This window comes from Actinopolymorpha sp. B11F2 (assembly GCF_040195635.1).
Classification (GTDB): domain Bacteria; phylum Actinomycetota; class Actinomycetes; order Propionibacteriales; family Actinopolymorphaceae; genus Thermasporomyces.
In genome coordinates this window covers 253,285-278,542 of the sequence record NZ_JBEFTX010000005.1, presented here as the reverse complement: position 1 = coordinate 278,542, position 25,258 = coordinate 253,285, and the positions used below count along the sequence as shown (strand labels likewise).

Sequence of the window (25,258 nt, the reverse complement as noted above, 5' to 3'; positions counted from 1 at the left end):
TATCAGACACCCCCTAGGGATAGCGGGTGTCCGGATCCGCGGCGTGGACAACGAGATGGCGGCTGATCACATGGGCGAAAGTGGGGCCGTGAGGCGGCTGTGGGACGTGCGTGTGGGTTCGGTCGCGAGCGGCACCCATGCCTATCGTCGCGACCTGGTGACGGCCGCGGTCGTCGAAGCCGTTCTGCTCACCCTCCTGTGGGCGTATCTGGGACTGGGACTGGCGGGATGGGTGGCGGGGATCGCCTTCACGGTCTTCGGCGGGCTGGTCCTCGGCGCGGCCTTCCGGCGCTCTGGCACGTGGTCACTCAGCCCGGCGGACCGCGTCACCTTGACCCGCCTGACGCTCATTGGTGGCATCACGGCGATCGCCGCGGACCGGATCGGGGGGAGCGCGCCGGCGGTGATGGTCGCCCTCGCGGCGGTGGCCCTGATCCTCGACGGGGTCGACGGCAGGGTCGCCCGCCGTACCGGGACGGCGTCGGAGTTCGGTGCGCGGTTCGACATCGAGGCCGACTCCTTCCTCGTCCTCGTCCTCAGCATCTTCGTCGCGCCGTCCCTGGGTGCCTGGGTGTTGGCGATCGGATGCATGCGGTACGCCTATGTGGCGGCAAGCTGGCGACAGCCGTGGTTGCGTACGCCGCTGCGGCCGCTCTATGCGCGTAAGGTCGTGGCAGTGATCCAGGGGGTCGTGCTCGTCGTGGTCAGTGCGGACCTGCTGCCGAGGTCGGTCGAGTTCGCGGTCGTGGCACTGGCGCTGTTTCTGCTCATCTGCTCGTTCGGGGAGTCCGTGTGGTGGCAATGGCGGCACGGGCGGAATCTTGCCGCCTGACGTGACAGACAATGCGGCCCCGGGCCGCGAGGACACCGAGATCGCGGACGACCGCTGGCGGGACCGATACCCGCGGGCCGCGTGGGCCGCACGGTGGACGACCACTGCCCTTGCCGCGGTGCTCGTGCACGTCGCCCTCCTCCTGCCCAACCAGCTCACCCACCTCGCCCCTGGCGCGTTCGCGCGCATTCCGCTGGAAGGGATCTTCGGCGCGGCCGTCCTGCTGGCCCTGGCGCCGAGGCCGAGGCGGGTCGTGGCTGCGGTCGCCGGGGCGACGCTTGGCGTGCTGACCCTCCTGAAGCTCCTCGACATGGGCTTCTACTCGATTCTCGACCGGCCGTTCGACCTGGTGCTCGACTGGCTCCTGGTCGCCAACGCCGTGGAGTTCCTCGGCGAGTCGGTCGGTCAGGTCGGCGCGCTCGCCGCCGCGGTCGGGGCCGTGCTCGTCGCCCTTGTCCTGCCCGTCCTCATGGCCCTGGCGGTCGTCCGGCTCAGCCACCTCATGGTCGATCATCGGCCGGTGGCGACCCGGACCGCGCTGATCCTCGGGACCGCCTGGATGATCTGCGTGACGCTCGGTGTGCAGATCGCCGACGTGTCGGTCGCCACCAAGAACACCAGCGCGATCGTCCGGAACCGCGTGCACGACGTGGATGCGGCCCTGAAGGACCGGCAGGCGTTCGCCAGGCAGAGCACCGTCGACGCGTTCGCCGACACGCCCGCTGACCGGCTGTTGACCGGACTGCGCGGCAAGGACGTCATCGTCGCCTTCGTGGAGAGCTACGGCCGCAGCGCGGTCAAGGACCCACAGCTGGCGTCGCGGGTTCGCGCCACACTCACGGACGGGACCAGCCGACTGCGCGCGGCCGGGTTCTCCTCCCGGAGCGCCTTCCTCACCTCCCCGGCGACGGGTGCCGGCAGTTGGCTCGCCCACTCCACGTTCATGTCCGGCCTGTGGATCAAGAGCGAGCAGCGCTACCGCACTGTCACCACGCGCGAGCGCCTCACCCTCACCGGTGCCTTTCGTCGCACCGACGCCTGGCGGACGGTCGGGATCCTCCCGGGCACCACCCGAACCTGGCCGGAGGGGAAGTTCTACGAGTTCGACAGGATCTACGACGCCCGCCACCTCGGGTACGAAGGGGCGCCCTACGGCTGGTCAGGCATCCCCGACCAGTACACCCTGTCGGCCTTCGAACGCCTGGAGCGCAGCGCACCCGGCCGCAAGCCGTTGATGGCGGAGATCGTCCTGACCTCCAGCCACAACCCGTGGGTTCCCCTGCCCGAGATGGTCAGCTGGGACGAGGCCGCCGACGGCTCGGTCTACGACGCCATGCGCAAGGCGGACAAGGACGCCGAGGACACGCGGAACGACGCGGACCGGGTACGCACCGCCTACGCGCGGTCCATCGCGTACTCGGTGGAGAGCCTCGTCTCCTACGTCGAGACCTACGGCGACGACAACACCGTGCTCGTGTTCCTCGGGGACCATCAGCCCGTCCCGACCGTCACCCGGCACGACCCCAGCCGGGACGTACCGATCTCGATCGTCGCCCGCGACAAGAAGGTCCTGGACCGGATCTCCGGCTGGGGGTGGCAGGACGGCCTGGAGCCCCACCCAGATGCCCCGGTCTGGCGGATGGACACGTTCCGCGACAAGTTCCTGACCGCGTACGGCCCGCGGCCCGGGTCGACCGCGCCAGGACCCTAGGGTGTCTGATGGATCACGATCGGCTCACGGCGTCCCGCCTGGCTGCGTTCTCGTCGATCGGCGCACAAGACCGGTGCGCCTTCCTCCTCGGTCTTGCCAGCCGGGCGCGGATGCGCCGCTCACTGATCGATCGTGATCCATCAGACACCCGCTAGCGGTAGCGATCCGGCCCTCGCGATCCGGGCTGAACCTCAGCGGAGCCAGTCGTCGAGGTGTTCGCGTACGAACGCGTCGTCGGTCAGGTGGGGGTAGGCGACACACACCCGGTCGATCTCGGCGACCTGGCCCGGCGAGAGTGTCTCGTCCGGATCGAGGCACCAGGTGCCGGCCAGGAGGCCCTGGCGGCGCAGGATCTCGTGGACGCCGGCGATGCAACCGGCGAAGTCGCCCGCGGCGTCGAAGATCGCCGCGTTCGCGTCGGTCAGCTGGGCGCCTTGCTCCATCAGCGCGACAAGGTCGCCTGCAGCTGGCACGTCCCCGGACTCGGCGGGGGAGCCGGATGCAGCGGACGCAGCCGGTCCCGAAGGTCCGGCCGGACCGGGTACGTGCGTACGTATGACGTGATGGATCTGGTCCAGCATCCGGACCGCGCTGTGCGTCCACACCGCCCACTGGCCGAGGAGGCCGCCGACGATCTGCCGTCGGACGAACCGCTGGCCGACGTTCAGATGCAGCGGCGTCAGGAGGTCGGCCACGATGGCGTCGTCGTTGCCGGTGTAGAGCGCGACGTCGGATCCACGGTCGGACTCGCTGATGCCCCGGATGGCCTCGAGCGTGCGGTAGCGGTCGAAGGGGGCGATCTTGGCGGCCACGACGCTCGGCAGTTCGGCAAGCTCCCGCCAGAACCGCCGGGACAGCCTCTGCCCGCCGACCGCCTCCTGGAGGTAGAAGCCGACGATCGGCAGTACCTCGCCGACGGCCTTCGCGCGGAGCAGGAGGTCGGCCTCGTCGGATTCCGGCCCGCCGGCCGGACCGAGCAGCACCGCGTGGTAGCCGAGACTCGCGGCGAGCTCGGCCTCGGCGATCGCCTGCCGGAGCTCGCCGCAGGCGCCGGCGATGCGGAGGAACGGCCGACGCTGAACGCCCGCCGCAGAAGTCGCGGCGAGCGTCTCGTCGATCGTGTCGCGGGCCAACTCGAGGACGGGGCGGAGCAGCCCGGCCCCGCGGATCGCGAACTGCGTCGTATGGACGCCGACCGCGACCCCGCCGGCGCCTGCCGCGAGGTAGTAGCGGGTGAGCGCCCGTTGGCGGCGTTCGTCAAGGCGGCGTTGCGGGGTGAGAGCGAGCGGATGCGCCGGAATCACGCAGCCCTCGGCGAGCGACCGCGCTTCGGCGGCAGGGAGCAACCCCGTCGACGCCGGCAGCCCGGTCGGTCCTGGCAGCCCGGTCGACCCCATCAGAACGCTCCGTCGCGGCGTTCGAACTTCGTCGGCTTGTCCCACACCGTCCCACCCTTGGCGAGCCAGTCGGCGGTCGCCTCCACCAACGCCTGCAAGGACAGGTCGGGGTAGCCGAACATCCGGTGGCACCGCCCGGCGTCGGAGAGAAGTGCCGTGTCGGCCTCGTCGTCGCACCAGCTCGGTTCGACGCCGAGCAGTTCACCGAACCGGGTGGCGATCCGTCGTACCGACGCGGTTTCGGGCCCCGTGAGGTTGAGAACGAATGCCGGCGTGGAGGCATGCCGCAGGCTGCGCAACGCGACCTCGTTGGCGTAGCGCTGCCAGACCACGTTGACGTGGCTCGTCGAGAGCGTGACCGGTCGCTCGTTTCGGACGGCGGTGCCGATGTCGACGAGGACGCCGTAACGCATCTCGACCGCGTAGTTGAGTCGGATCAGGGTGACCGGAGTGCCGCGCTCGATGCTCGCGTACTCGAAGGCCCGCTCGCGACCCAGGCACGACATGGCGTACTCGCCGACGGGCCCTGGCGGATCCGACTCGGTGCAGCCGCCACCGGACACCGGGGCGAGTGGGTAGACGTTGCCGGTGGAGAACGCGGCGATCGGGACGTCGGCGTACCGCCGGGCCACGGCGTCCGGAAGGAGGGCGTTGACGGCCCAGGTGTGGGCCGGCCGCCCGCTCGAGCCGAACTTCGCGCCCACCATGTAGACCACGGCGCCCGCGTCCGGCAGTCCGGCAAGGTCGGCGTCTGGAGTGAGGTCGAACGTCCGCGTCTGCACACCGGCCGCCCGGAGGCCCTGCTCCACGGCCGGGTTGGACCACCGGGACACCGCGACGACAGCTATGTCGTCGCGTCCGGCCGCGTCGAGAGCGCGCCGGGCCAGCTGGCACAGGCTCGGGCCCATCTTGCCGCCTGCCCCGAGTACCACCAGATCCCCTCGCAGGCCGGCGAAGTCGGCGAGTTCGGCGACAAGGGCCGGTGAGGGCTCGCCGAGCCGGTCCTCGAGATCTGCCTCGTTGTCGAACACCTTGCGCTCCAGTTTCGGTTCGTACGACACGACCACGGTAGGCCGCCGAGTTTCAGGTACGACCGCGGGCGGCCCAGTTGAGATAGCCGATCGCCGCCAGGCCGGAACCGTAGCCCGGTTGGACATCGTGGTCGACATACACCGCGCGGCAGTGGGGGAAGATCCGGTCGTCCCACCGGACCACGGGCAGCCAGCGCGGTGCCTGGAGGTACTGACCCGACGTGGCGAGAGCGCCGCTTCCGTCGACCCGGACGAACGTCGTGGCGACGCCATCGGCTTCGGTCGCGAGGTTGTCGGCATAGGTGCGCGCGAACCTCGCCATGTCCGAGCCGTCGAAGGCGAGCTTCTCGCGGAACGCCAACGCGGCGAACTCCACGCTGATCGCACCGTGGCTGAGATCCTCGATCTGCTGGGCGCCGACGCCACCCGACCCGTACGCCGGTGTGTAGGCCGAGACGTCGGTGTCCGGCGACCCGGTCTTGGCGAAGCCTTCGTACATGACGCCGAACTTCGGCCAGTACGTCCAGACGTACGCCTGGTCGCTGTCAACCGTGAGTTGCGTGGCGACCATCCGGGCCATCGCCCGGGTCCGGGATCGGTATCGCGCGCTCCCGGTCGCCGCGGCGAGCTCGGCGTAGGTCTGGCCGAGAGCGGTGCTCTGGTTGACCGGCTGCTCGGTGCCGTCGTACGGCACCGGCATTCCCTTCGGCCACTGGAGGTAGCCCAGTCCGTCGCTCTCCCGCCACTCGTCGTCGTGGACGGTGACGGCGGCGGTGACGGCGGCGAGGTACTCGTCGGCCTTTCCCTTGTAGTGCGGGTCCTTGCGCAGCTTCGGGTCGTCGTAGACGGTCCGCACGTACGCCGCGACCGGATAGGTGATCATCCCCGTGTGTACGGCGAAGATCACCGGCTGGGAGGCGAAGCTGAACGTCCCGTGCGCTGGTAGCCCACCCTCGTCGCCCGCGCCCCGCAGGTCACGCGCGGTCGTCATCGTCAGCGTGGGATAGGCGTCGTAGACCCGCCTGACCGCGTAGTCGGGACTCGCCGGATCCATTACCAGGTTCGCGAACGTGTCCACGTAGCCGTACCGCGCGTTGCGTACCTCGAGTGTGAACGAGTCCGCGCTGCTGCCGGCCCTGACCGTCCCGGTGGTCGTGTCGGCATAGGCCCGCGCGCTACGGACCTCCAGGACCGGGTGTCCGGCGGAGTCGGTGAGCTCGACGGTGCCGACCGTGTAAGGGTTCGTTGCCCGCCAGGCAGGCAGCGACCGGCCGCGGTAGTCGGTGGCGCCACGCACACTGTCGCGCTGGTCCAGCATGAGGTCGACGTTGGTGATGAGCCGGTCGAGGTAGTAGGTGTCTCGGTAGGCCTCGTACATCCGGAGGAACCCGAGGAGCACGTACGACTGACCCCACGCCAGCCCACCCGCCTCGTTGGGCTCGTCCGGCTGACCGCTGACCCCACCTTCGTGGAAGATCCGGTCGAAGGTGTCGAACGTCTCCCGCGACGTGTAGTCGTACGCCGCCGCCGACTCGTACGCCGATGCCGGCGCCGCGCGGGCGGGTGGTGCCGGAATCCCGAGACCGGTGGCGGCGGCGACGCCGAGCAGGCCACCTCCGGCAAGCAGGCTCCGCCGGCTGGTGAGCGGGGAACGCCCGAGGCTGGGGTGAGAGTGCTGACCCGTGGAGTGCGGGCTCGCGGGGTGGGACTCGAAGGATGTGCCGGGCATCGCGGATTCCTTTCCACCACAGCGAAGGGGCTGGGCGCACAGCGGGCACGCGGTCCGGTGACCTCCATGGGTTTAGGGCCTGACCGTAACTCGTGCACCCAGACCTGGTCAAGATCCTGTGCCCGCCCCGAGCGCCGGGGTGAACTGTCCAGACCGGCAACGGCCATCACGTGATATCCGGTCTTGACCCATTATCGGGTTGGCGGCGATCCTGCAGGTTCCGAGCAGTACGCAGCAGCCCGAGGCCGAGGTGACCGCAGATGTCAGCACTGCTTGCCCAGAACGGCGGCAGCCCAGTCCGCACAACGCCCTTCCCTCGGTGGCCCAGCTCGGACGACGAGGAGGCCCGGGCGATCGCCGAAGTCCTCGCCTCCGGCGAGTGGGGCAGCACCCACGGCGAGGTGGTCGCGACCTTCGAGCGGGAGTTCGCTTCCTACCAGCAGGCGGCACATTGTGTCTGTGTCTGCAACGGCACGCTGGCACTCGCCGCGGCGTTGCGTGCGGTCGGTGTCGGGATCGGTGACGAGGTTGTCGTCCCGTCCTACACCTTCATCGCCAGCGCGGCGGCGGCGACATTCGTCGGGGCGGTTCCGGTCTTCGCGGACCTCGATCCGGCGATGTACCTCCTCGACCCGGCGGCAGCAGCGGCGGCCCTCACCCCGCGTACCAAGGCCGTGATGCCTGTGCACATCGCCGGGCGTCCGTGTGACATGACCGCGTTCACTGACCTCGGTCGCGAGCACGGCGTGGCAATCGTCGAGGACGCCGCGCAGGCCCACGGCGCCGAGTGGCAGGGGAGGCGGGTCGGGGCAATCGGCACCGTCGGTACGTTCAGCTTCCAGACCAGCAAGAACATGAGTGCCGGCGAGGGCGGTGCCGTGGTCACCGACAACGACGAACTCGCCGACCACCTCTACTCGCTGGCCAACGTCGGCAGGGTCGGCGGGGGCGGTTGGTACCAGCACGAGCGGCTCGGCTACAACCTGCGGCTGACGGAGTTCCAGGCGGCGATCCTGCGCGTCCAGCTGCGGCGCCATCCTGCGCAGCAGGCCGTCAGGTCCGCCAACGCCGCGCTCCTCACCGAGCTGCTGGGGAAGGTGGAGGGGGTCTGGGTTCCGGATGCCGTCACGTCGGTCACCGCGCACGGCTGGCACCTGTTCGTGTTCCGGCTGCCCGGCATCGGTGGTGCCGAGAGCCGCGACGCCTTCGTACGAGCGTTGGCGGCGGAGGGGATCCCCTGCTCGGGCGGGTACCAGGGCCTGCATCGCAACGGTGCGCTCCGCGCGGAGATCGCGTCGATCACGGGCCGGCTGGGCCAGCCGTACCCGGAGCCGGAGCTGCCGGCGACAGAGCTGCTGGCCTCTGACACTGTGTGGCTGCCGCAACCCGTCCTTCTCGGCACCGAGGAGGACATCCACGACGTCGCCACGGCCATCGAGAAGGTCCTGCGCCACCTCGACTGACGGCCACCTCGACTGAGGGGCCACCTCGACTGAGGGGCTCCGCTGAGGGCGGCAGGGACCAACTGACGCGCAATGACCACGCCAGGTAGGCCTGTGCACCTCATGATGGCGTCCATGCCTGTTCCAGGTACCACAGGCACGCTCAGCGTGGTCATTTGCGGGTCAGCCTCTGGGCGAGCACTCTCGGCTGCCGGGGCGAAATCCGGTTGCAGGGACCGGGGTGGCTCACCAAGGATGCCGCGGTGGGCCGAACCAGGATGCATACCGACGAGATCATCACCGACGCCGAGCTGGTCCGTCGCCTGATCGCGGGGCAGTTCCCCCAGTGGGCGGATCTGCCGATCAACCTGGTCGTGTCGTACGGAACCGATCATGACATCTACCGACTCGGTGATCACCTGTCCGCCAGGCTCCCGCGCATCGGCTGGGCGACCGAACAGGCGGCGAAGGAGGCGGAGTGGCTGCCGAAGCTGGCACCGCACCTGCCTCTCTCACTTCCCGTGCAGGTGGCGACGGGGCGGCCGGCCGAGGGCTATCCGTTCGACTGGTCGGTGTACGAATGGTTGCCCGGTGACAACGCCAACGGCACGCTCGAGGATCTAAGCCAGGCGGCCGTCGATCTCGCCGCGTTCGTGACGGCACTGCGCCAGATCGACACGACCGGTGCGTTCCCGCGTCCCCGCGGAGGTCGCGGCGGACCACTCGCCGAACACGACGAGCAGGTCCGGCGGTCGATCGCACGGCTGGGCGACCGGATCGACGGTGCCGCCACGACACGCTCCTGGGAGGAGTCGCTGGATGCTCCCGCCTGGCACGGCGACGAGGTCTGGCTGCACGGCGACCTGCTCCCGGGGAACCTGCTCGTCGTCGACGGCCGGCTGTCAGCGGTCATCGACTTCGGTGGCCTCAATGTGGGTGATCCCGCGTGTGACCTACAGCCGGCATGGAACGTCTTCGCAGGCGACAGCCGCCGAAGGTACCGGTCCGAGCTCGACGTCGACGACGCGTCGTGGCTGCGTGGCCGGGGCTGGGCGCTCTACCAGGCGGTCTCCGGGCTGGCGTACTACTGGGACACCAATCCCGGGATGATCCGCCAGACCTCGCACGCGCTGGTCGAGGTCCTCGCCGAGAGCTCACCCTGAGCCCTCCCTGAGCCGTCCGCCGTCAGCCGACGCCGCGCACCTGCCGGAGGAGGAACGACGTGCTGCCGGTGGGCAGGTCCGTCGCCAGCTCCACGAACGGCCGGCCGTACCGGACCACGACCGTCGCGGTCCCGGCACCTGCCTCGACCGTGAACGCCGCATCGCCGGCCAGCCCCGGCACCGCGAGCAGGACGGCGGCGCCGTCCAACGCGTCGTCGGTCTCAACGGCGACCCGCAGGGCGCCATCCGCTTCACCCGTGACGGCGAGCCGCACGCCACGCCGGCGGCGCTCCCAGGAGTTGAGCTGCTCCGACGTCCACCACACCATGCCGCGCGACCTGGCCTCGGCGGCGAGGCGGACGCACGCGGCGCGCGTCGGCGGGCGGAGGTGCAGGTGCGGCGAATGGAAGAGGAAGTGCGCGACGCCGTGCTCGGCCAGCACCTGATCGAGGATCACGTCACGGTTCGCCTCGTGCCCGGCCCAGGCGAGATCCTGGGTGTGCAGAGGAAGTTCGAGGACGTCGATCCGCCGGTTCGCCTCGGCCGCGTCGGCGATCGGGAACCACAGATGGCAACTCCCGAACGGAAACCCGACGTCGCCCTGCTTGCTCGGCCCGCGGGACTGGTCGATCTCGATGCCGATCCGCTCGCACCAGACGAAGAACTCGTGCCAGCCTTCCCAGCGGGTGTAGTGGTTCTTGTTGGAGACGATGCGTTCCCGGCCGGTGAGGGCCTGCGCCCACGCGTACTGTGCGCGCAGCTGTGGCCATCCCCATGACGCGATGTCGGCGTCCTCCATCGCGTTGTAGTGCAGGGCCTGCTCGTGCCCCCGGTCGGCGATCGCCTGCACGATCGCCGGGTCGTAACCGCCGGGATAGACGTGGCACCACGTCACGCGGACGTCGACCTCGTCGAAGACCTCCAGCGCGGTCGCCGCGTACTCCGACACGTTGCCGTCCGAGTCGTGCGACATGTGCGCGACGGCCGGGACCCCTGCTGGCCAGTAGAAGAGCCAGGGGAGTACGACGTCACACCGTTCGGCGGCGTCAAGGACCAGTGTGAGGAACACCCGGCGCCAGATGTCGGCCTGCGGGCGGTGGAAGATCGGCGCCGCCGCTGGTGGCGGATACTCGTGCGGGAACAGTCCTTCGGCCACTCCGGACTCGCCGGGTGGCAGCGCCCGGTCCCGCTCGTAGGACAGCGGCAGCCCGTCGTCGCACTTGAGGATGCCGTCGTCGACCGGGCACGAACCGTCCGCGGCCGGCGCGCCGTCCTGCTCGACCCGGAACCCCTGCTGGATGCGGACGATCGACTGCCAGAGATCGACGCCGCAGACGACTACGACACCTCGACCGACGCTGCGCGCCACGATCGCCGCCGCGCCAGAGGTCCACCTCGCCAGGACGTCGCCGCCATCGCCAGGTGCGAGTTCGACACCACCGTACGCATGGAGCGGCACGTCCGGCGGCTGTGTCAAGGCGCCCTTGACGATCTCCACATGCCCGTCCCCGACCGGCGATCCGGCCGTCACGCCGGTGAGCTCGACCAGCGTTCCCGGTCCGCCGCACAGCACAAGCGCCGCGCCGCGCTCCACCCATCCCGTGACAGCCGTCACGGCAGCGGCATCCAAGGACGGCGGGTGTGGAAAGACCAGAACACCGGGTGCGTCGGCCGTGGCGGCGCCAAGCCCTGTCAGCGCGTCGGGCGCGAGGACGTCGTACGGCAGCCGCACGTGGTCGAGGACCTCGGTGGTGTAGAGCCACCACGCGTCTCGCCCTTCGTGGTGGGCGGCCTGGGCGGCACCGTCGTCGAGGACGAGACCGATCGGGGCGGGTGAAAGAGTACGGGTGGCGGATCCCACGGAACTCCTCAGGTCGGCATGGCGACTGCGTTGCTCAGACCCCGCCGCGTACCGGCAGGACGGCGCTCAGCAGCGTGCGGGTATAGGGATGCTGGGGCGAGTGGAAGAGTGCCGCGGTCGAACCCTCTTCCACCACGACCCCCTGGTTCATCACGGCGACCCGCGTGGCAAGGCGTTCGACGACCGCCAGGTTGTGCGAGATGAACAGGCACGTGAGTCCCAGCTCGGTCCGCAGGTCGAGCAGCAACGCCAGGATCTGCGCCTGGATCGACACGTCGAGGGAGGACGTCGGCTCGTCGCACACCAGGAGGTCGGGTTGCAGCGCCAGCGCCCGGGCGATCGCGATCCGCTGCTGCTGTCCGCCGGAGAACTGCCGTGGATACAGGTCGGCGAACCGCGGGCTCACGCCCACGAGGTCGAGTAGCCGCCGCGCTTCGGCTCGCCGGGACTCCTTGTTCCCTTTGTCGTGCAGGCGCATCGGCTCCATCACGTTGCCGGCGGCGCTGTAGTGGGGGAGGAGTGAGCCGTACGGATTCTGGAACACCATCTGCATCCGCCGGCGCGTCGTCCGCAGCGCCCGTCCGCGCAGGGTCGCGAGGTCGTGCCCGTCGAAGAGCACCCGCCCCGACGTGGGCGGTTGCAGCCCCATCAGGAGCCGGGCGACGGTCGACTTGCCGCTGCCGCTCTCGCCCACCAGGCCGAGCGTCTCACCGCGGTGGACCTCGAGCGTGACGCCGTCGACCGCGCGGACCTCGCCGGCCCGGCTGGAGAAGACCTTGGTCACGTTGGCCGCGCGGACCAACACGTCGTTCGTGTCAGGCATGCGCCACCGCTTTCCAGCAGGCCGCCGTGCGGTTGTCGCCGAGGTGCACCAGCTGCTGCTCGCTCTGACAGCGTGGCAGTTCCGCCTTCGTACACCGCGGGTGGAACGGACAACCCTCCGGCCGCCGGGCGAGGTCGGGCGGGCTTCCGGGGATCGGTGCGAGCGCTCGGGCGCTCGCACCCAGCTCGACGCTGGAGTCCAGCAGCCCGACGGAGTACGGATGACGCGGTGCGTCGAGCAGGTCCCGGGTGGGTGCGCTTTCGACCACGCGGCCGGCGTACATCACCACGACGTCCTCGCAGAAGTACCGGGCAACCCCGAGGTCGTGGGTGATCATGATGACGCCGGTTCCACGGTTCTTCAGGCCCGCGAGCAGGTCGAGGATCTGCCGCTGCACGGTGACGTCGACGGCCGTCGTGGGTTCGTCGGCGATCAGCAACGCCGGCTCGGTGACCATCGCCATCGCGATCATCGCGCGCTGGCGCATGCCGCCGGAGAGCTGGAAGGGGTACGTACGGATACGGCGTTCCGGCTCGGGGATGCCGACGTCACCGAGGGCGCGGACCGCACGCTCCCGCGCCTCCGCCTTGCCGCAGATGCCGTGCCAGAGCAGGTGTTCGGTGAGCTGACGCTCGAGCGTGAGGGTGGGGTTCATGGCCTCCATGGCGTTCTGGAAGACCATGCCGATGTCACGACCGCGGATCAGGCGCAGCGCGCGCGAACCGAGGGCCAGCAGATCGCGAGCGTCCCCGCCACGGGGACGGAAGTACGCCCGACCGCTGGTGATGCGGGCCGTGCGTGGCAACAGGTGCAGCAGGCTCCGCACCGTGACGCTCTTGCCACTGCCGCTCTCTCCGACGATCGCGAGGGCCTTTCCGGGTTCGACGTCGAAGCTCACTCCGTCGACGGCGCGAAGGGGTTCGCCGGTGCGGGCGAACTGTGTCCGCAGGTCGCGCACGGACAGCAGTGCCTCGGGTGCCGTCTGCTGCTCGCCGCTCATCGCTGGTCCCCACTCGCGTCGAACGCGTCCCGCAGCCCGTCGCCCACCCAGGTGAACGCCAGCAGGGTCAGGGCGAACAGCACGGCCGGGAAGACCAGCAGGTGCGGCGCGGCGAGCAGGTATCGGGTGCCTTCGGCGATCATCAGACCCCAGGACGGCGTCGGTGGCTGGACGCCCAGCCCGAGCAGGGCGAGGCCGGCCTCGGCGGCGATCGCGGCGGGGATCGCGAAGCTCGTCGTGACGAGGATCGGGCCGATCGCGTTCGGCAGGATGTAGCGGACCGCGATGGTCGGACCGCGGGCACCCATCGCACGTCCCGCCTCGACGTACTCCCGCTGCTTGATCGTGAGCACCTGCGCGCGCACCAGCCGGGCCTGCGTGACCCACGACGCGATCCCGATCGCGAGGACCAGGGCGAAGATGCTGCGGCCGAGGACCGTCACCATGACCACGGCGAAGAGGTAGCTGGGGAAGGCGTACATCACGTCGGTCAGGGCCATCAGCAGCTGCTCGACCCGCCCGCCCAGATACCCCGCGACGAGACCGATGAGCAACGCCAGCGCGAGCGCGGTGAGCTCGGCGCCGAACGCGACGATCAGGGCGGTACGAAGGCCGTAGACGAGCCGGCTCGCGATGTCGCGGCCCAACAGGTCCGCGCCCAACGGGTGGCCGGCCGTGCCCGGCGACGCGAGCTTGTTCGCGAAGTCGGTCTCGGCGTAGTGGTGGGGCGCGAGCAGCGGCGCCGCGAGCGCGACGACGACGAGCAGACCGCAGAAGACCAGGCTGACCAGGGCGAGCCGGTTACGCCGGAAGCGTTCCCACGCGCGGGCCATCGGCCCACGGGCGCGCTCGGCCGTGGCAGCTGCTATGTGGCCTGCGTCGTCGCGGCCTGTGTCGCTTCGACCTGCGTCGAGTCCTTCCGCGGTTGCGATCGTCCCCACCCCCCTTCACTCCTGATCCTCGGGTCGAGGACGCCGTAGACGAGGTCGACCACGAGGTTGGTGACCATGAGGATGAGGGCGAAGAACAACGCCGTGCCCATCAGGAGCGGCATGTCCCGACTGGCGGCCGCTGCGGCGAAGTAGAGCCCGAGCCCCGGGATGCGGAACAGTGCCTCGACGAACACCGTCCCCGTCATCAACGCGGCGAGCAACGGACCCACCACCGTGACGAGCGGGATCAGGGAGTTGCGCAGGGCGTGCCGGATGATGACGACGTGCTGGGGTCCGCCCTTGGCGAGTGCTGCGGTGACGTACTCCTCGCGCAGGGTCTCCAGCATCGACGAGCGTACGTATCTCGCGAGGACGGCGGCGGGCCCGAGGGCCAGAGCGAGCACCGGCATCACCATGTTCTGCGGGCCGTCCCATCCACTCGACGGCAGGACGTGCAGAGTCGCGGTGAACAGCAGCACCAGGAACGCCGCGGTCAGGTAGCTCGGCAGCGCGTGCCCGAGCGTCACCACGAACATCGTTCCCGCGTCGCCGAGGGAGTTCTGGCGCAGGGCGGCGAACACCCCGACGGGCACCGCGATGAGCAGGGCGAGGACGACCGCGATGACCGCGAGGGTCGCCGACACCGGGAACGCCTGGGCGATGATCTCCTGCACGTCGAGGGTCGCGTACTTGTACGAGGGACCGAAGTCCCAGGTGACCGCGCCCTTCATGAAGATGAGGTACTGCTTCCAGACCGGCACCTGCTCGCCGTAACGCGCCTGCAGCTCGCCGACCATCTGCTCCGTACCGGCGCCGCCGATGTTCGTCGCGCCACTCGCCACTCGCGCGATGTCGGCGAAGTTGCCCGGGGCCAGCTGCAGCAGCGTGAAGGTGATGATCGAGACCGCGACGAGTGAGGCGATCAGGCGGACGACCCGTTTCGCCACGTACACAACGAATCCCACCCGTTCACCTCCTCACCGTACGCCACCGAGCGTCGCTGTGCTGTCCTGCTGGGCGGCCCTGCTGGGCGGCCCCTGTTGTGCGGTCCGCAAGGGCGGTCCCGCTGTCCGACCCGCTCAGGCGCCCGTGAGGCCGAGCGGCTTGAGGTAGAAGAAGTCCGGGTAGGGCCGCAGCTGCACGCCCGTGACCGTGGGACGGACGGCGAAGAAGATGTCGGCCCAGACGACCGGGACGAAGAGGTACTGCTCCTCCCGCAGCTTCGCCGCCTGCTTGAACAGCTCGAGCTGGCGGGCCTCGTCGGCTGCCTTGGCCTGGGTGACGAGATCGGCGAGGCGGCGGGAGTCGGCCGTGGACTCCTCGGCGAGGATCGCGTTCAGCTGTGCGGTCTTCTGCGCCGGTTTGAGCTTGGTGTCCGCCAGGACCTTCTGGTACCGCTGCCAGACGTCGGCCGGCAGGCTCATCATCTGGACGTCCTTGGGCGACCACAGTGTGCCGACCATCGTCGGCCAGGTCGGCAGACCCGCGAACGAGCCGTAGTAGAAGCCGATGTAGTCGCCCTTCTGCACCTGCCACCGGCGTTCGACGTAGACGCCAGCCTCGACCACGTCCGCCCGTGCCCTGATGCCGAGGTTGCGCTTCCAGGTGTCGACGATGGCCTCGACCATCGGCGTCTGGACACCGGCCAGGACCTTGATCTCCGGCAAGCCCTCGCCGCCCGGGTATCCCGCCTCGGCGAGCAGTCGCTTCGCCTCGTCGATGTCCTCCTGGACCGCGATGCTGTCGTCCCAGCCGGCGGTGCGTTCGGTGACGAGGGACAGACCGGGACGCAGGCCAGGGCTCACCTCGGCGAGGGACTCCCGGCCGAGGCCGAGGGAGAGTGCCTTGCGGACCCGTACGTCGTCGAGGGCGGGGTTCTCGCTGCGCAGCTTCGCGAGATAGATGATGCTGTACGTACTCACCGACTTCAGGTGCTTGGACAGCTCCGGGTCCTTCTGGAACCGCAGGATGTCGGCGTCGCTGATCCCGAGGATGTCCACCTCGTCGTTCTCGTATGGCACGGTGGCCGTCCCGGTGGCGCTGGGCTCGACCAGCTTGACGTCGATCTGGTCGAGGTGGACGTTCGCCCGGTCCCAGTAGTGGGTGTTGGGCACGAGCAGGATGCTGGAGTTCTTGGTCCACTTCTGTACCGCGTACGCACCGTTGGAGACGAAGTTCGGCGGGTTCTGCCAGTCGTCGGGCTTGGCCTCCACCGAGTCCATGTGCAGCGGCAACAGCGCCGGGTGGGTGAGGGCCAGCAGGAAGTCGGGGTTGGGGTTGGCGAGGGTCAGCACCAGCTCGCGGTCGCTGGTCGCCTTGACGCCGACCTTCGACCAGTCCTCGAGCACGCCGGCGAGGAACTCCTCCGCGCCCTTGATCCCGGTGGACGCCTGGTAGGAGTTGGCACCCAGCGTGGTCCCACCGGCGCTGGTCCCGGCGGGGGTGAAGAGCCGCTGGTAGGTGCGTTCGAAGTCGTGCGCCGTGACCGGGTCGCCGTTGGACCACTTCGCGTCGGCGCGGAGCTGGAACGTGTAGGTGAGGTTGTCCGGTGACACCGACCACTCGGTGGCGGCCGCGGGCACAACGTCGTCACCGGACTCGTTCTGGGAGACGAGCCCTTCGAGGATGCCGCGGGTCAGGATCCACATGCCGTTGGTGATGACCTGCGGGTCGAGGACCTCGACGGGAACGAAGCTGATCCGCAGGACCGAGGTGTCTTTGCCGCCCTTACCGGGACCGTCCGTTCCCTCGACGTCACCACCGTCGAACAGCCCACATCCGGTGAGCGACCACGCGCCGGTGGCCAGCCCGATCAGGCCGGAGATCCGGAGAACCTCCCGTCGCGACATTCCCACGGGTGGTACCCACATTGCGGCGCGCTTGTCCATCGATGAACCTCTCTTCGCCCCACAGGCATCTTGCGCAGTGGGTTTCCGGGCCCAAGTGAATCGAGTGTGTCCGACCCCCGACAGACATCCGGTCACGACCGTAGGGCTCGCCCAAGTCCGTGTCAATGCGCGAGATCAGGACGCAATCAGCAGTTCACACGGGTACACGGACGACCGTTTCCAACACCGGACAGCGCCGCGGCTCGCCGGCCCGTGAGCTGAGCGGTCGAGATAAGGTCCAGACCGCAACCGAAAGACTTCTGGAGGTGCTTCGTGACGGGGCGAACGAACGGCACACTGGCGCGCGACGGCGGCGAACCCGTCCGCACCGCCCCCTTCCCGACCGTCAACCAGGCCGGCGGAAGGACGCTCGGTGCCGAGGAGCTGGAGGCGCTGGGCCGCGTCATCGCGTCCGGCCAGCTCGGCTGCACGGTCGGCGGCGAGACCCGCGCGCTCGAGCGGGAGTTCGCCGGCTACTACGGCATCGGCCACGCGGTCGCGTCCAGCTCCGGGACGGCCGCCCTGCATCTCGCCGTCGCGGCGGTCGACCCGGAACCAGGCGACGAGATCATCACCACGCCGATCACCGACGCCGGCACCGTGCTGCCCATGCTGCTGCAGAACGCGGTACCCGTCTTCGCCGACCTCGATCCCGCGACAGGCAACCTCGACGTCGAGTCCGTACGCCAGCGGATCACGTCCCGGACCAGGGCGATCTGCGTCGTCCACCTGTTCGGCTCCGCCGCGCCCGCCGCCGAGCTTCGGACAGTCGCCGACGAACACGGCATCGTCCTCATCGAGGACTGTGCCCAGGCGTACCTCACCCGGGTCGACGACGGCCGGCTCGCGGGCACCATCGGACACATCGGCTGCTTCAGCCTCCAGCAGTCCAAGCACATCACGGCCGGCGACGGAGGGCTGTCGATCAGCGACGATCCTGCGCTGGCCCGGCGGATGCGCCTGTTCGCCGACAAAGGATGGCCGCGCGACACCGACGAACGCACCCACCTGTTCCTCTCGACCAACTACCGGATGACCGAGCTGCAGGCGGCGGTCGCCAGGGCACAGCTGCCGAAGCTCGCCGGCGTCGTCGCCGCGCGACGGGCCACCGCACAGCGGCTCACGGACGCGATCAGCGGACTGTCCGGACTCCGGGCGCCACGCGACACCGGCGGCATGTCGTACTGGCAGTACCCGTTGCTGGTGGACGACGCGGAGGCGGCGGGCGGCACCAACCATGAGTACGGCAGGGCCCTGGCCGCCGAGGGGATCCCGGCGTCGGGTGGATACCTGACCCGACCGGTCTACCGCACCCCGGTGCTCGCGGAACGGCGTACGTACGGCGGCTCCGGTTACCCCCTCACCGCACCGCCGGCCAGCCAGGAGCCCTGCTACGACAGGGGAATCTGCCCGGTCGCCGAGTCACTGATCGACGAGCGGCTGGTGGTCGTCTCCTGGAACGAGGCGTACGACGAGAGCGACGTGGACGACATCGCCGCGGCGATCCACAAGGTGCACCACGCCTTCACCCGCCGGTGACGAGTGGCGGCGTGTGCGGACCGGCGTCTGACCCGCGCTACGGCCTTTGATGGACGGCCTGGCCGGACGGTGCCACCATGATGGGCATGCTCATGGGGATCCTGATCGGCATCATCGTCCTGGCTGTCGTGCTGGTCTACCTCGGCCAGCGCGGGGCGAGTCTGCCCTGGGTGCCCGGCAGGGAGAGGCGCCAGCGGCAGCTCGACGCCGACGTCAACCGGGGGATCGAGAAGCGCGACACCTCGCTCGATCACGTCCGGGACGTCGATGGCGGCGGGTTCCCCGGCGCCTTCTAGAGGTTGTCTCGCAGACGTCCAGATGGCCCTTTCCGTCGTGGTCTGTACGCGCAACCGGATTGCCCCGTCGACGCCCCCGTCCAGCGAGCCGGCGGGCAGCGGCTTCGTACGCCTCGAGGCTGACGACCGTCATCCTGCCGGCCGATGCCGCCCGGGCGGGGGTGAAGCCTAGGATCGGCCGGATGGAGCGACCGTCGGTGAGCCTGCCGACCGTGGAGAACTGGGTGATCCGGCACACCTGGGCCGGCGACGCCGTCCTCGCCACGGCCCTCCTCCTGGTGATCGGTCCGACGTCCCTGACCCTGTTGTGGGGTGCCGAATGGCCCCTCGCCGCGAGGGTCGGAGTGTCCGGCCTCGTGTTGATCGGGCACCTCACCATCGTCATCCGGCGGACCTGGCCGGTGGCGGCGTACCTCTCCTGCAGCCTCGTGATGCTCGCCCTCGTGCTCGCGCCCGACTTCACCGGGCCCGGCGCGAGAGAGCTGGGCGTCGACTCGGTGCCATCGATCCTGCTTCCCAGTGCCCTGGTCTATCCGGTCGCGTTGTACGCCGTCGCCGCGTACTCCCGGCGTCCCTGGCCGACGATCGCCTTGGGGATCGGTCTCGTCGGTGCGGTCCTCACCACTGTCCGGCTGTGGTTCCCGGGGGACTGGATGGCCGGCCAGGCTGGGACGGACAGCGCTGTCTGGCGGCTCTTCGTCCTGCTTGCACTGGTCGCCGCCGTCCTGGCGCCCTGGGGCCTGGGGCGCTTCCGCGGTATCCGGGCGGCCTACGTCGTCGCGTTGGAGGAGCGGGCGCGGCGTGCCGAGCAGGACCGGGCCGAGCGGGCGGAGCAGGCGGCGGCAGCGGAACGGTCGCGGATCGCGCGGGAGATGCACGACGTCGTGGCCCACTCGTTGGCGGTGATGGTGCGACAGGCGGAGGGCGGCCGGTTCGCCGCAGCGAAGGATCCCGCCCGGGCCGTCGAGGCGTTGGCGATGGTCGCTGGCACCGGGCGGGAGGCATTGGCCGACATGCGTACCGTCCTGGGGGTTCTGCGTCGCGACGAGGTGGCTGAGACGACACCCCAGCCGACGCTGGACGACGTTCCGGCCCTCGTGGAACGGGTTCGCGCAACCGGGCTGCCGGTCGAGCTCACGACCACGGGGACCCCTCTCGCGTTGGATCGCGCCGCCTCGCTGGCGGCCTTCCGGGTGGTCCAGGAAGCGCTCACGAACGTCGTCAAGCATGCCGGCCGCGACGCCTCGGCGTCGGTACGGCTCACCTGGATCGACGGCGGGCTCGATATCGCGGTGACCGACGACGGCGGCACGCGGGAGGGTGGAGCCGCATCGCCTGGTGGGGCTGTTCGGGATAGTGGAGCCGTTCGGGATGGTGGAGCTGCGCCGGGCGGACACGACGGTCAGGGGCTGGTCGGCATGCGCGAGCGGGTGACGCTGGCGGGTGGGCGGATGAGCGTCGTGCCGCCCGCCGAGCCGCGCGGGTCCGGGGGCCGGGGATTTGCCGTCTCTGCGTACCTGCCGGCGCGCGCGAGGGAGGCGTCGACGTGATCCGGGTCGTGCTCGTCGACGACCAGGAGCTGGTACGCACCGGCCTCGCCATGGTCGTCGACTCCCAGGACGACATGCGGGTCGTCGGCCAGGCAGGCGACGGCGCGCAGGCGCTCGACCTCATGGCGACCGTCGCCGCCGACGTCGTGCTGATGGACGTACGGATGCCGCGGATGGACGGCGTGGAGGCGACCCGCCGGCTGCTGGAACGTGACCGGGACGGAGCGCGGGTCGTCGTCCTCACGACGTTCGACCTGGACGAGCACGCGTTCGCCGCCCTGAAGGTCGGAGCCAGCGGCTTCCTGCTGAAGGACGCACCGGCCGAGGAGGTCCTGTCCGCCATCCGTGCCGTCCACGCCGGCGACTCGGTCCTCGCGCCGTCCACGACGAGGCGGCTGCTGGCCCATGTGGCCCGAGACCTCCCGGGGCCCCGTACCGGTCCCGACCCGCTGGAGCGGCTCACGGACCGGGAGCGGGAGGTCCTCGTCGAGGTGGCGACCGGTGCCAGCAACGCCGAGATCGCCAGGCGGATGTATCTGTCCGAGGCGACGGTCAAGACCCATGTCGGCCGCCTGCTCGCGAAGCTCGGGCTACGCGACCGGGTGCAGGCCGTCGTTCTTGCGTACGAGTCCGGTCTCGTTCGGCCCGGCTCGTAGGTCGTGTCGCCCTAGCCACTCCGGCTTCCTGACGTCATCCCCGCGGCGTACGTGGTCGCGACCGCAGGTCGACGTCATGCGCGCCAACCGCAGCGAGGCTCTTCCTCGACGGCGCCGGCCCAGGCGCCCGCAGAAGGGAGATCCTCATGTCCGTCCATGTCGACGCCCGGTCAGGAGGACCGGTCGTTCCGCGGTCCCGACCTACCCGGCGATGGACCGCGCTCGCGCTACCGGTCGCCGCCACCTGGTCGCTCGCCTACCTCGGGTTGGGCATCGCCTGGCTGCTCGGAGCGGGCGGCAACCCCGCCGATCCCGCGGTGGACGTGGTGCGCGAACTGTCGTTGTGGGGGCTCTGGAGTCCGCGGGTCGGGGCCGGCATCCTCACCGGGCTCGCTGGCTTCGGAGTCGTGCTGGCCTGGGTGATGGCGTTCGTTCGTCCGGGCTCGCGGGGACCGGACGACAGATCGCCCGGCCGATCCCGCTCACTGGCGACCACGCTGGCGGCCCGGGTACCGAGCGGCCTGGCGATCGGGCTCGGCCTGACGCTGGCAGTCGTCCTGCCGGACTACCGGTTACTTGCCACCATCGCCTACACGCCGATCATGCTGGTTCTGACCATGGCCGGAGCCGCCCCGGAAGGGGTCGTCCTCTGGTACTGGCCGGTGGTCAACATGGCCGTCCTCAGCGTTGCCGGCCTGGCGTGGTTCGTCGCGGCGATCGCTCACCACCGCAGGATCACCGGTGGGTGCGCCACGTGTGGGCGGAGTCGGACCGGCCGGGACGGTGGGTGGACGTCCCCGGCGGCCGCGGCCCGTTGGGGACGCTGGGCGGTCGGCGTCGCCGTGGCGATACCAGTGGGCTACGCGGCCACGCGGTACGCCTGGGCGCTGGGGATCCCATGGGGCGTCACCCAGGAGCTGCTCGACGAACTGGGTGCGGCGGTCTACCTGGGAGCTGGGCTCGCGACGCTGGCGGTGGCCGGTGCCATCCTCACACTCGGCCTGGTCCAGCGGTGGGGTGAGGTGTTCCCGCGGTGGATGGTTGGCCTCCGCGGTCGGCGGGTGCCGGTGATGCTGGCGGTGGTGCCGGCCGGGATCGTGTCGGTCGTCGTCGCCTCCGCGGGTGTGATGTTCGTCCGCTTCGCCGTCACCGGCCGCTTCGCCGCCATGTTCCCGGGCGGTGACAGTGATGTCGCGGGTTGGTTGCCGGAGATGTTCTGGCCACTGTGGGGCGCCGCACTGGCCGCGGCGGCGTTCGCGTACTGGCTCCGCCGGCGTGGCGACTGCGCCATGTGCGGATCAGCCTGACCGCGAGCTTCCGGGTCACGAATGCGCTGGGTATCAGGCCGGGTGGCGGAGGCGGCGCTGGAACTGCGGCAGAGCCTGGGTTTCGTACGGATAGGGCAGCGGCCGGTCGCTCGCCTGCGTGAGCCGGTCCATCTGCTCGTCGCTCAACGTCCATCCGGTCGCGCCGAGGTTGTCGGTCAGCTGTTCCGGCGTCCGGGCGCCGAAGATGGGTGCGGTGACGCCCGGTCGCTGCAGCAGCCAGCGCAACGCCACCTGACCGGGTGCCTTTCCTGCCTCGTCGGCGACCGCGAGCAGGGCGTCGACGACCCGCCAGGTCTCGTCGGTGTCGCGCCTCTGCCAGCTTCCGTCCACTTCACCACGCGTGCCTGCCGGCGCGGCGCCGAGGTCGCGGCGGTACTTGCCGGAGAGCCAACCGCCGGCGAGGGGGCTGTAGGCGATCAGGCCGGCACCTTCGTTCCGGCAGATCGGGAGCAGCTCCCACTCGGCGTCACGGCCGAGCAGGTTGTAGTACGGCTGCAGGCAGACGAACGGCTCCCAGCCATGCTGGCGGGACAGGTCGATCGACTTCTGCAACTGCCAGCCGGTGTAGTTCGAGGCCCCGATGAACCGGACCTTTCCGCTCTTCACCAGACCGTCCAACGTCGAAAGCGTTTCCTCCAACGGTGTGACGTCATCGAAGACGTGGACCTGGTAGAGGTCGATGTAGTCGGTGCGCAGCCGCCGCAGGCTCGCCTCGACCGCCGTCAAGATGTGCTTGCGTCCGGCGCCCTGGACGAGTTGCCCTGGCCCGGCTTCGGCATAGACCTTGGTGGCGACCACGAGGTCGTCGCGGGACTGCCCTTCGAGCCAGGTCCCGATGATCTCCTCGGACCGGTTGTAGCCGTAGACGTCGGCGGTGTCGATGAAGGTTCCGCCGGCCGCCACGAACTCGTCGAGGATGCGGTGGCTGGTCTGCTCATCGGACTCGTCGCCGAACCGCCAGGTGCCGAGGCACAGCTCGCTGACCTCGAGGCCGGTGCTGCCCACAAAGCGATAGTCCACAGGGATTCCTTCCAGTGAACGACTTCCGACCATCCGCGGACGTCGCGGTGGAACGGTAGGCAGCCGAGGACCGGTGCGTCCAATGCAGAATCCGGTCGTAGGTCATGCGTATGCGGTATGGGTGCGGAGACTCGTCCGGATCCCTTGACCTGGAGCGCGCTCCAGGTCCTAGGCTCCGGAGGTTCAGGTCCCGTCGGTCGCTCGGTAGTGCGCGATCTTCTCGTCCAGCACGCGAAGGGCCGTCTGCAGCTGCGCCAGCTGGCCACCGAGTTCGGCGCGGTGGTTCTCGAGGAGTTCGACCACGCTTCCGGAGCTGGTCGAACCGTTACGGAGCCGGCCCATGAACATCTGGAGGTCGGCGATGCCCAGGCCGGCCCGGCGTAGGCAGACCAGCAGCTGCACCCAGGCGAGATCGCCGTCGGTGTAGATCCGCCGACCACCGGCCGTGCGACTCACCGGGCCGAAAAGTCCGAGCCGTTCGTAGTAGCGCAAGGTGTCCAGGCTGAGGCCCGTGCGCTCGGACGCCTCCGCCGGTTCGTACGACGTCATGCCCTCATGATCGGGGGTGATGTACGCCTGGGGTCAAGCTCCTCGGCGCCCGGTCCCGCTGCGTGGCTTCTCTGAGGCATCCTGTGGTGCGTGGAGGTCTACCAACTCAGGGCGTTCGTGGAAGTGGCGGCCGACATGCATGTCGGCCGGGCCGCCGCGCGGCTGCACATGGCGCAACCCACCCTGAGCCGTCAGATCGCCGCGCTGGAAAGGGATCTCGGCGTACCACTGTTCAGCCGCGCCCGCCGGCGGATCGCCCTGACGCCGGCCGGCGAGATCTTCCTCGGCAAGGCCCGCGAGATCCTCGGGCAACTCGACGTGGCCGCGGAGGACGCCCGGCGCGCGGCCCGTGGTGAGATCGGGACGTTGCGGTTGGGCTTCGTCCAGTCCGCGACCTATGCGGCCGTTCCCCGACTCGTCGGCCGATTTCGGGCGGTCTGTCCGGAAGTCAGGTTGGAGGCCGGATTCATGACGACCATGCGACAGATTCCGGCACTCCAGGCCGGTCTCCTCGATGTCGGACTCCTCCGCCCCCAGCAACCGGCGAACGCCTACAGCGGACTGCACACCCGGGTGATCTCGCGGGACGCCATGGTGGCTGTCCTCCCCGCGAGACACCCACTGGCGGTCAAACGTCGCATCTCGCTGGCTGAGTTGGCCGGCGAAGCCTTCGTCGTCTACCACCGGGAGGAAGGGTCGACCGGCTACGAGGCGATCATCGACCACTGCCGCGGGGCCGGCTTCACTCCGCGCATCGTGCAGGAGGCCGGGGATGCCCAGACCATCGTGGCGCTGGTCGGTGCCAACCTTGGGGTGTCGCTGATGTTGGGCCCGACGCCGAACGTCGACCCTGGCCTTGTCACCTATCGCCCGCTCAGTGACCGGATACCGACCTGGGACATGGCACTCGCCTGGTCGGTGGACAACAGGTCGGCCACGTTGGAGCGCTTCCTCGCGATCGCCACCGAGCTGACCGCAGGTGGAGCGCAGGTCGGATCTTCGTGAATGTCTCTGGGCTACGCGGACGGGTCGATGAACTCGTCCGCGGAGACCCTGGAGAGCTCCTGCAGGACGCGAAGGAACGCGCGCCGGTCGGCGGCAGGCACTCGAGCCAGCAACCGTTCCTCCTGACGCTGGATGGCGTCTTGCGCGGACGTACGAACCCGACGGCCTTTCGCGGTCACTGAGACCAGACGCACCCGACGGTCGTCGGGGTCGGGCTCACGGCGGATCAGGCCGCGGTCCTGCAGGTCGTCGAGGATGGGGATGATCCTGGTCTTGTCCGCGCCGATGGCCTGAGCCAGCGCGGCCTGCGTACGCACCGGTTCGTCCTCCAGCCGGACAAGAACGGTGTAGCCCCACATCGACAGGTCGTGGGCACGCAGGACCGGGAGTTCGGCCGCCATCAGGGTGCGGCCCAACGGCGCGACCAGTGCCGCGAGGTCGGGGCGAGTGGGGCGGCTTCCCGACGTGGACTTCCTCCGCATGGAACGACGATATGCCTTGACAAA

The 25,258-nt window shown here is 69.9% G+C and carries 22 protein-coding genes; 10 read left to right on the top strand and 12 right to left on the bottom strand.

The features are described 5' to 3' along the window. The first annotated feature begins 43 nt into the window (after positions 1 to 43). Together ABN034_RS12065 and ABN034_RS12060 are read left to right on the top strand one after the other, a co-directional pair. Positions 44 to 832, top strand: a complete 789-nt coding sequence (locus tag ABN034_RS12065; RefSeq protein ID WP_349691089.1) for a CDP-alcohol phosphatidyltransferase family protein — start codon at positions 44 to 46, stop codon at positions 830 to 832. A 1-nt stretch (position 833) separates the two neighbouring features. Continuing rightward, positions 834 to 2,543, top strand: a complete 1,710-nt coding sequence (locus ABN034_RS12060; protein ID WP_349691088.1) for an alkaline phosphatase family protein — start codon at positions 834 to 836, stop codon at positions 2,541 to 2,543. 191 nt (positions 2,544 to 2,734) lie between these two features. Here ABN034_RS12060 and ABN034_RS12055 read toward each other — a convergent pair whose 3' ends face one another. The 3 genes from ABN034_RS12055 to ABN034_RS12045 are packed head-to-tail and all read right to left on the bottom strand — an operon-like array spanning position 2,735 to position 6,700. After that, the gene (locus ABN034_RS12055) at positions 2,735 to 3,940 is read right to left on the bottom strand and encodes a dihydrodipicolinate synthase family protein (protein WP_349691087.1); all 1,206 of its coding nucleotides are present in this window, start codon (positions 3,938 to 3,940) and stop codon (positions 2,735 to 2,737) included. After that, positions 3,940 to 5,001 (bottom strand): NAD-dependent epimerase/dehydratase family protein, encoded by a 1,062-nt coding sequence (locus ABN034_RS12050; RefSeq protein WP_349691086.1) that lies wholly within the window; start codon positions 4,999 to 5,001, stop codon positions 3,940 to 3,942. Before ABN034_RS12050 ends, ABN034_RS12055 begins: the two co-directional genes overlap by 1 nt. Before the next feature lie 22 nt (positions 5,002 to 5,023). After that, a complete protein-coding gene (locus ABN034_RS12045; protein WP_349691085.1) occupies positions 5,024 to 6,700 on the bottom strand; it encodes a hypothetical protein in 1,677 nt (558 codons plus the stop codon). Between the two features lie 260 nt (positions 6,701 to 6,960). On the opposite strand from ABN034_RS12045, the gene ABN034_RS12040 reads away from it, so the two are divergent. After that, positions 6,961 to 8,163 carry a DegT/DnrJ/EryC1/StrS family aminotransferase gene (locus ABN034_RS12040; RefSeq protein ID WP_349691084.1) on the top strand — a complete coding sequence of 401 codons (1,203 nt, stop codon included), beginning with the start codon at positions 6,961 to 6,963 and terminating at the stop codon, positions 8,161 to 8,163. Positions 8,164 to 8,405: 242 nt separating this feature from the next. After that, positions 8,406 to 9,305 (top strand): aminoglycoside phosphotransferase family protein, encoded by a 900-nt coding sequence (locus ABN034_RS12035; RefSeq protein WP_349691083.1) that lies wholly within the window; start codon positions 8,406 to 8,408, stop codon positions 9,303 to 9,305. Between the two features lie 22 nt (positions 9,306 to 9,327). On the opposite strand, the gene ABN034_RS12030 is transcribed toward ABN034_RS12035, so the two are convergent. The 6 genes from ABN034_RS12030 to ABN034_RS12005 all read right to left on the bottom strand — a co-directional run bounded on the left by ABN034_RS12030 (position 9,328) and on the right by ABN034_RS12005 (position 16,809). Continuing rightward, entirely contained in the window at positions 9,328 to 11,166 is a 1,839-nt protein-coding gene (locus ABN034_RS12030; protein ID WP_349691082.1) for a polysaccharide deacetylase family protein, read from the bottom strand. Positions 11,167 to 11,200: 34 nt separating this feature from the next. Beyond that, the gene (locus ABN034_RS12025; protein WP_349691081.1) at positions 11,201 to 11,989 is read right to left on the bottom strand and encodes an ATP-binding cassette domain-containing protein; all 789 of its coding nucleotides are present in this window, start codon (positions 11,987 to 11,989) and stop codon (positions 11,201 to 11,203) included. Further along, on the bottom strand, positions 11,982 to 12,989 hold the full coding sequence (locus tag ABN034_RS12020) for an ABC transporter ATP-binding protein (RefSeq protein ID WP_349691080.1): 1,008 nt from the start codon (positions 12,987 to 12,989) through the stop codon (positions 11,982 to 11,984). Before ABN034_RS12020 ends, ABN034_RS12025 begins: the two co-directional genes overlap by 8 nt. Further along, positions 12,986 to 13,822, bottom strand: coding sequence for an ABC transporter permease (locus ABN034_RS12015; protein ID WP_349691079.1), 837 nt, complete (start codon positions 13,820 to 13,822; stop codon positions 12,986 to 12,988). The genes ABN034_RS12020 and ABN034_RS12015 overlap by 4 nt, the downstream gene beginning before the upstream one ends. A gap of 32 nt (positions 13,823 to 13,854) precedes the next feature. After that, positions 13,855 to 14,886 (bottom strand): ABC transporter permease, encoded by a 1,032-nt coding sequence (locus tag ABN034_RS12010; RefSeq protein WP_349691078.1) that lies wholly within the window; start codon positions 14,884 to 14,886, stop codon positions 13,855 to 13,857. A gap of 114 nt (positions 14,887 to 15,000) precedes the next feature. After that, the gene (locus ABN034_RS12005) at positions 15,001 to 16,809 is read right to left on the bottom strand and encodes a peptide ABC transporter substrate-binding protein (RefSeq protein ID WP_349691077.1); all 1,809 of its coding nucleotides are present in this window, start codon (positions 16,807 to 16,809) and stop codon (positions 15,001 to 15,003) included. A 273-nt stretch (positions 16,810 to 17,082) separates the two neighbouring features. Here ABN034_RS12005 and ABN034_RS12000 point away from each other — a divergent pair, with 273 nt between their 5' ends. The 5 genes from ABN034_RS12000 (at position 17,083) to ABN034_RS11980 (ending at position 22,157) form a co-directional block, all read left to right on the top strand. Continuing rightward, a complete protein-coding gene (locus tag ABN034_RS12000) occupies positions 17,083 to 18,348 on the top strand; it encodes a DegT/DnrJ/EryC1/StrS family aminotransferase (protein WP_349691076.1) in 1,266 nt (421 codons plus the stop codon). An 86-nt stretch (positions 18,349 to 18,434) separates the two neighbouring features. Continuing rightward, positions 18,435 to 18,644, top strand: a complete 210-nt coding sequence (locus ABN034_RS11995) for a hypothetical protein (RefSeq protein ID WP_349691075.1) — start codon at positions 18,435 to 18,437, stop codon at positions 18,642 to 18,644. Between the two features lie 182 nt (positions 18,645 to 18,826). Continuing rightward, positions 18,827 to 20,194: a sensor histidine kinase gene (locus ABN034_RS11990; RefSeq protein WP_349691074.1), complete on the top strand. Its 1,368-nt coding sequence runs from the start codon at positions 18,827 to 18,829 to the stop codon at positions 20,192 to 20,194. Continuing rightward, positions 20,191 to 20,850 (top strand): response regulator, encoded by a 660-nt coding sequence (locus ABN034_RS11985; protein WP_349691073.1) that lies wholly within the window; start codon positions 20,191 to 20,193, stop codon positions 20,848 to 20,850. The genes ABN034_RS11990 and ABN034_RS11985 overlap by 4 nt, the downstream gene beginning before the upstream one ends. A 146-nt stretch (positions 20,851 to 20,996) precedes the next feature. Continuing rightward, positions 20,997 to 22,157, top strand: a complete 1,161-nt coding sequence (locus ABN034_RS11980) for an NYN domain-containing protein (protein ID WP_349691072.1) — start codon at positions 20,997 to 20,999, stop codon at positions 22,155 to 22,157. A 33-nt stretch (positions 22,158 to 22,190) separates the two neighbouring features. On the opposite strand, the gene ABN034_RS11975 is transcribed toward ABN034_RS11980, so the two are convergent. After that, positions 22,191 to 23,198 carry an aldo/keto reductase gene (locus ABN034_RS11975; protein ID WP_349691071.1) on the bottom strand — a complete coding sequence of 336 codons (1,008 nt, stop codon included), beginning with the start codon at positions 23,196 to 23,198 and terminating at the stop codon, positions 22,191 to 22,193. Between the two features lie 183 nt (positions 23,199 to 23,381). Next, positions 23,382 to 23,747, bottom strand: a complete 366-nt coding sequence (locus ABN034_RS11970) for a MerR family transcriptional regulator (protein WP_349327456.1) — start codon at positions 23,745 to 23,747, stop codon at positions 23,382 to 23,384. 90 nt (positions 23,748 to 23,837) lie between these two features. Between ABN034_RS11970 and ABN034_RS11965 the strand changes: the two genes are divergently transcribed. Then, positions 23,838 to 24,752, top strand: coding sequence for a LysR family transcriptional regulator (locus ABN034_RS11965; protein ID WP_349691070.1), 915 nt, complete (start codon positions 23,838 to 23,840; stop codon positions 24,750 to 24,752). Positions 24,753 to 24,763: 11 nt separating this feature from the next. Here ABN034_RS11965 and ABN034_RS11960 read toward each other — a convergent pair whose 3' ends face one another. Next, positions 24,764 to 25,234: a MarR family winged helix-turn-helix transcriptional regulator gene (locus ABN034_RS11960; protein ID WP_349327458.1), complete on the bottom strand. Its 471-nt coding sequence runs from the start codon at positions 25,232 to 25,234 to the stop codon at positions 24,764 to 24,766. Positions 25,235 to 25,258 lie beyond the last annotated feature (24 nt).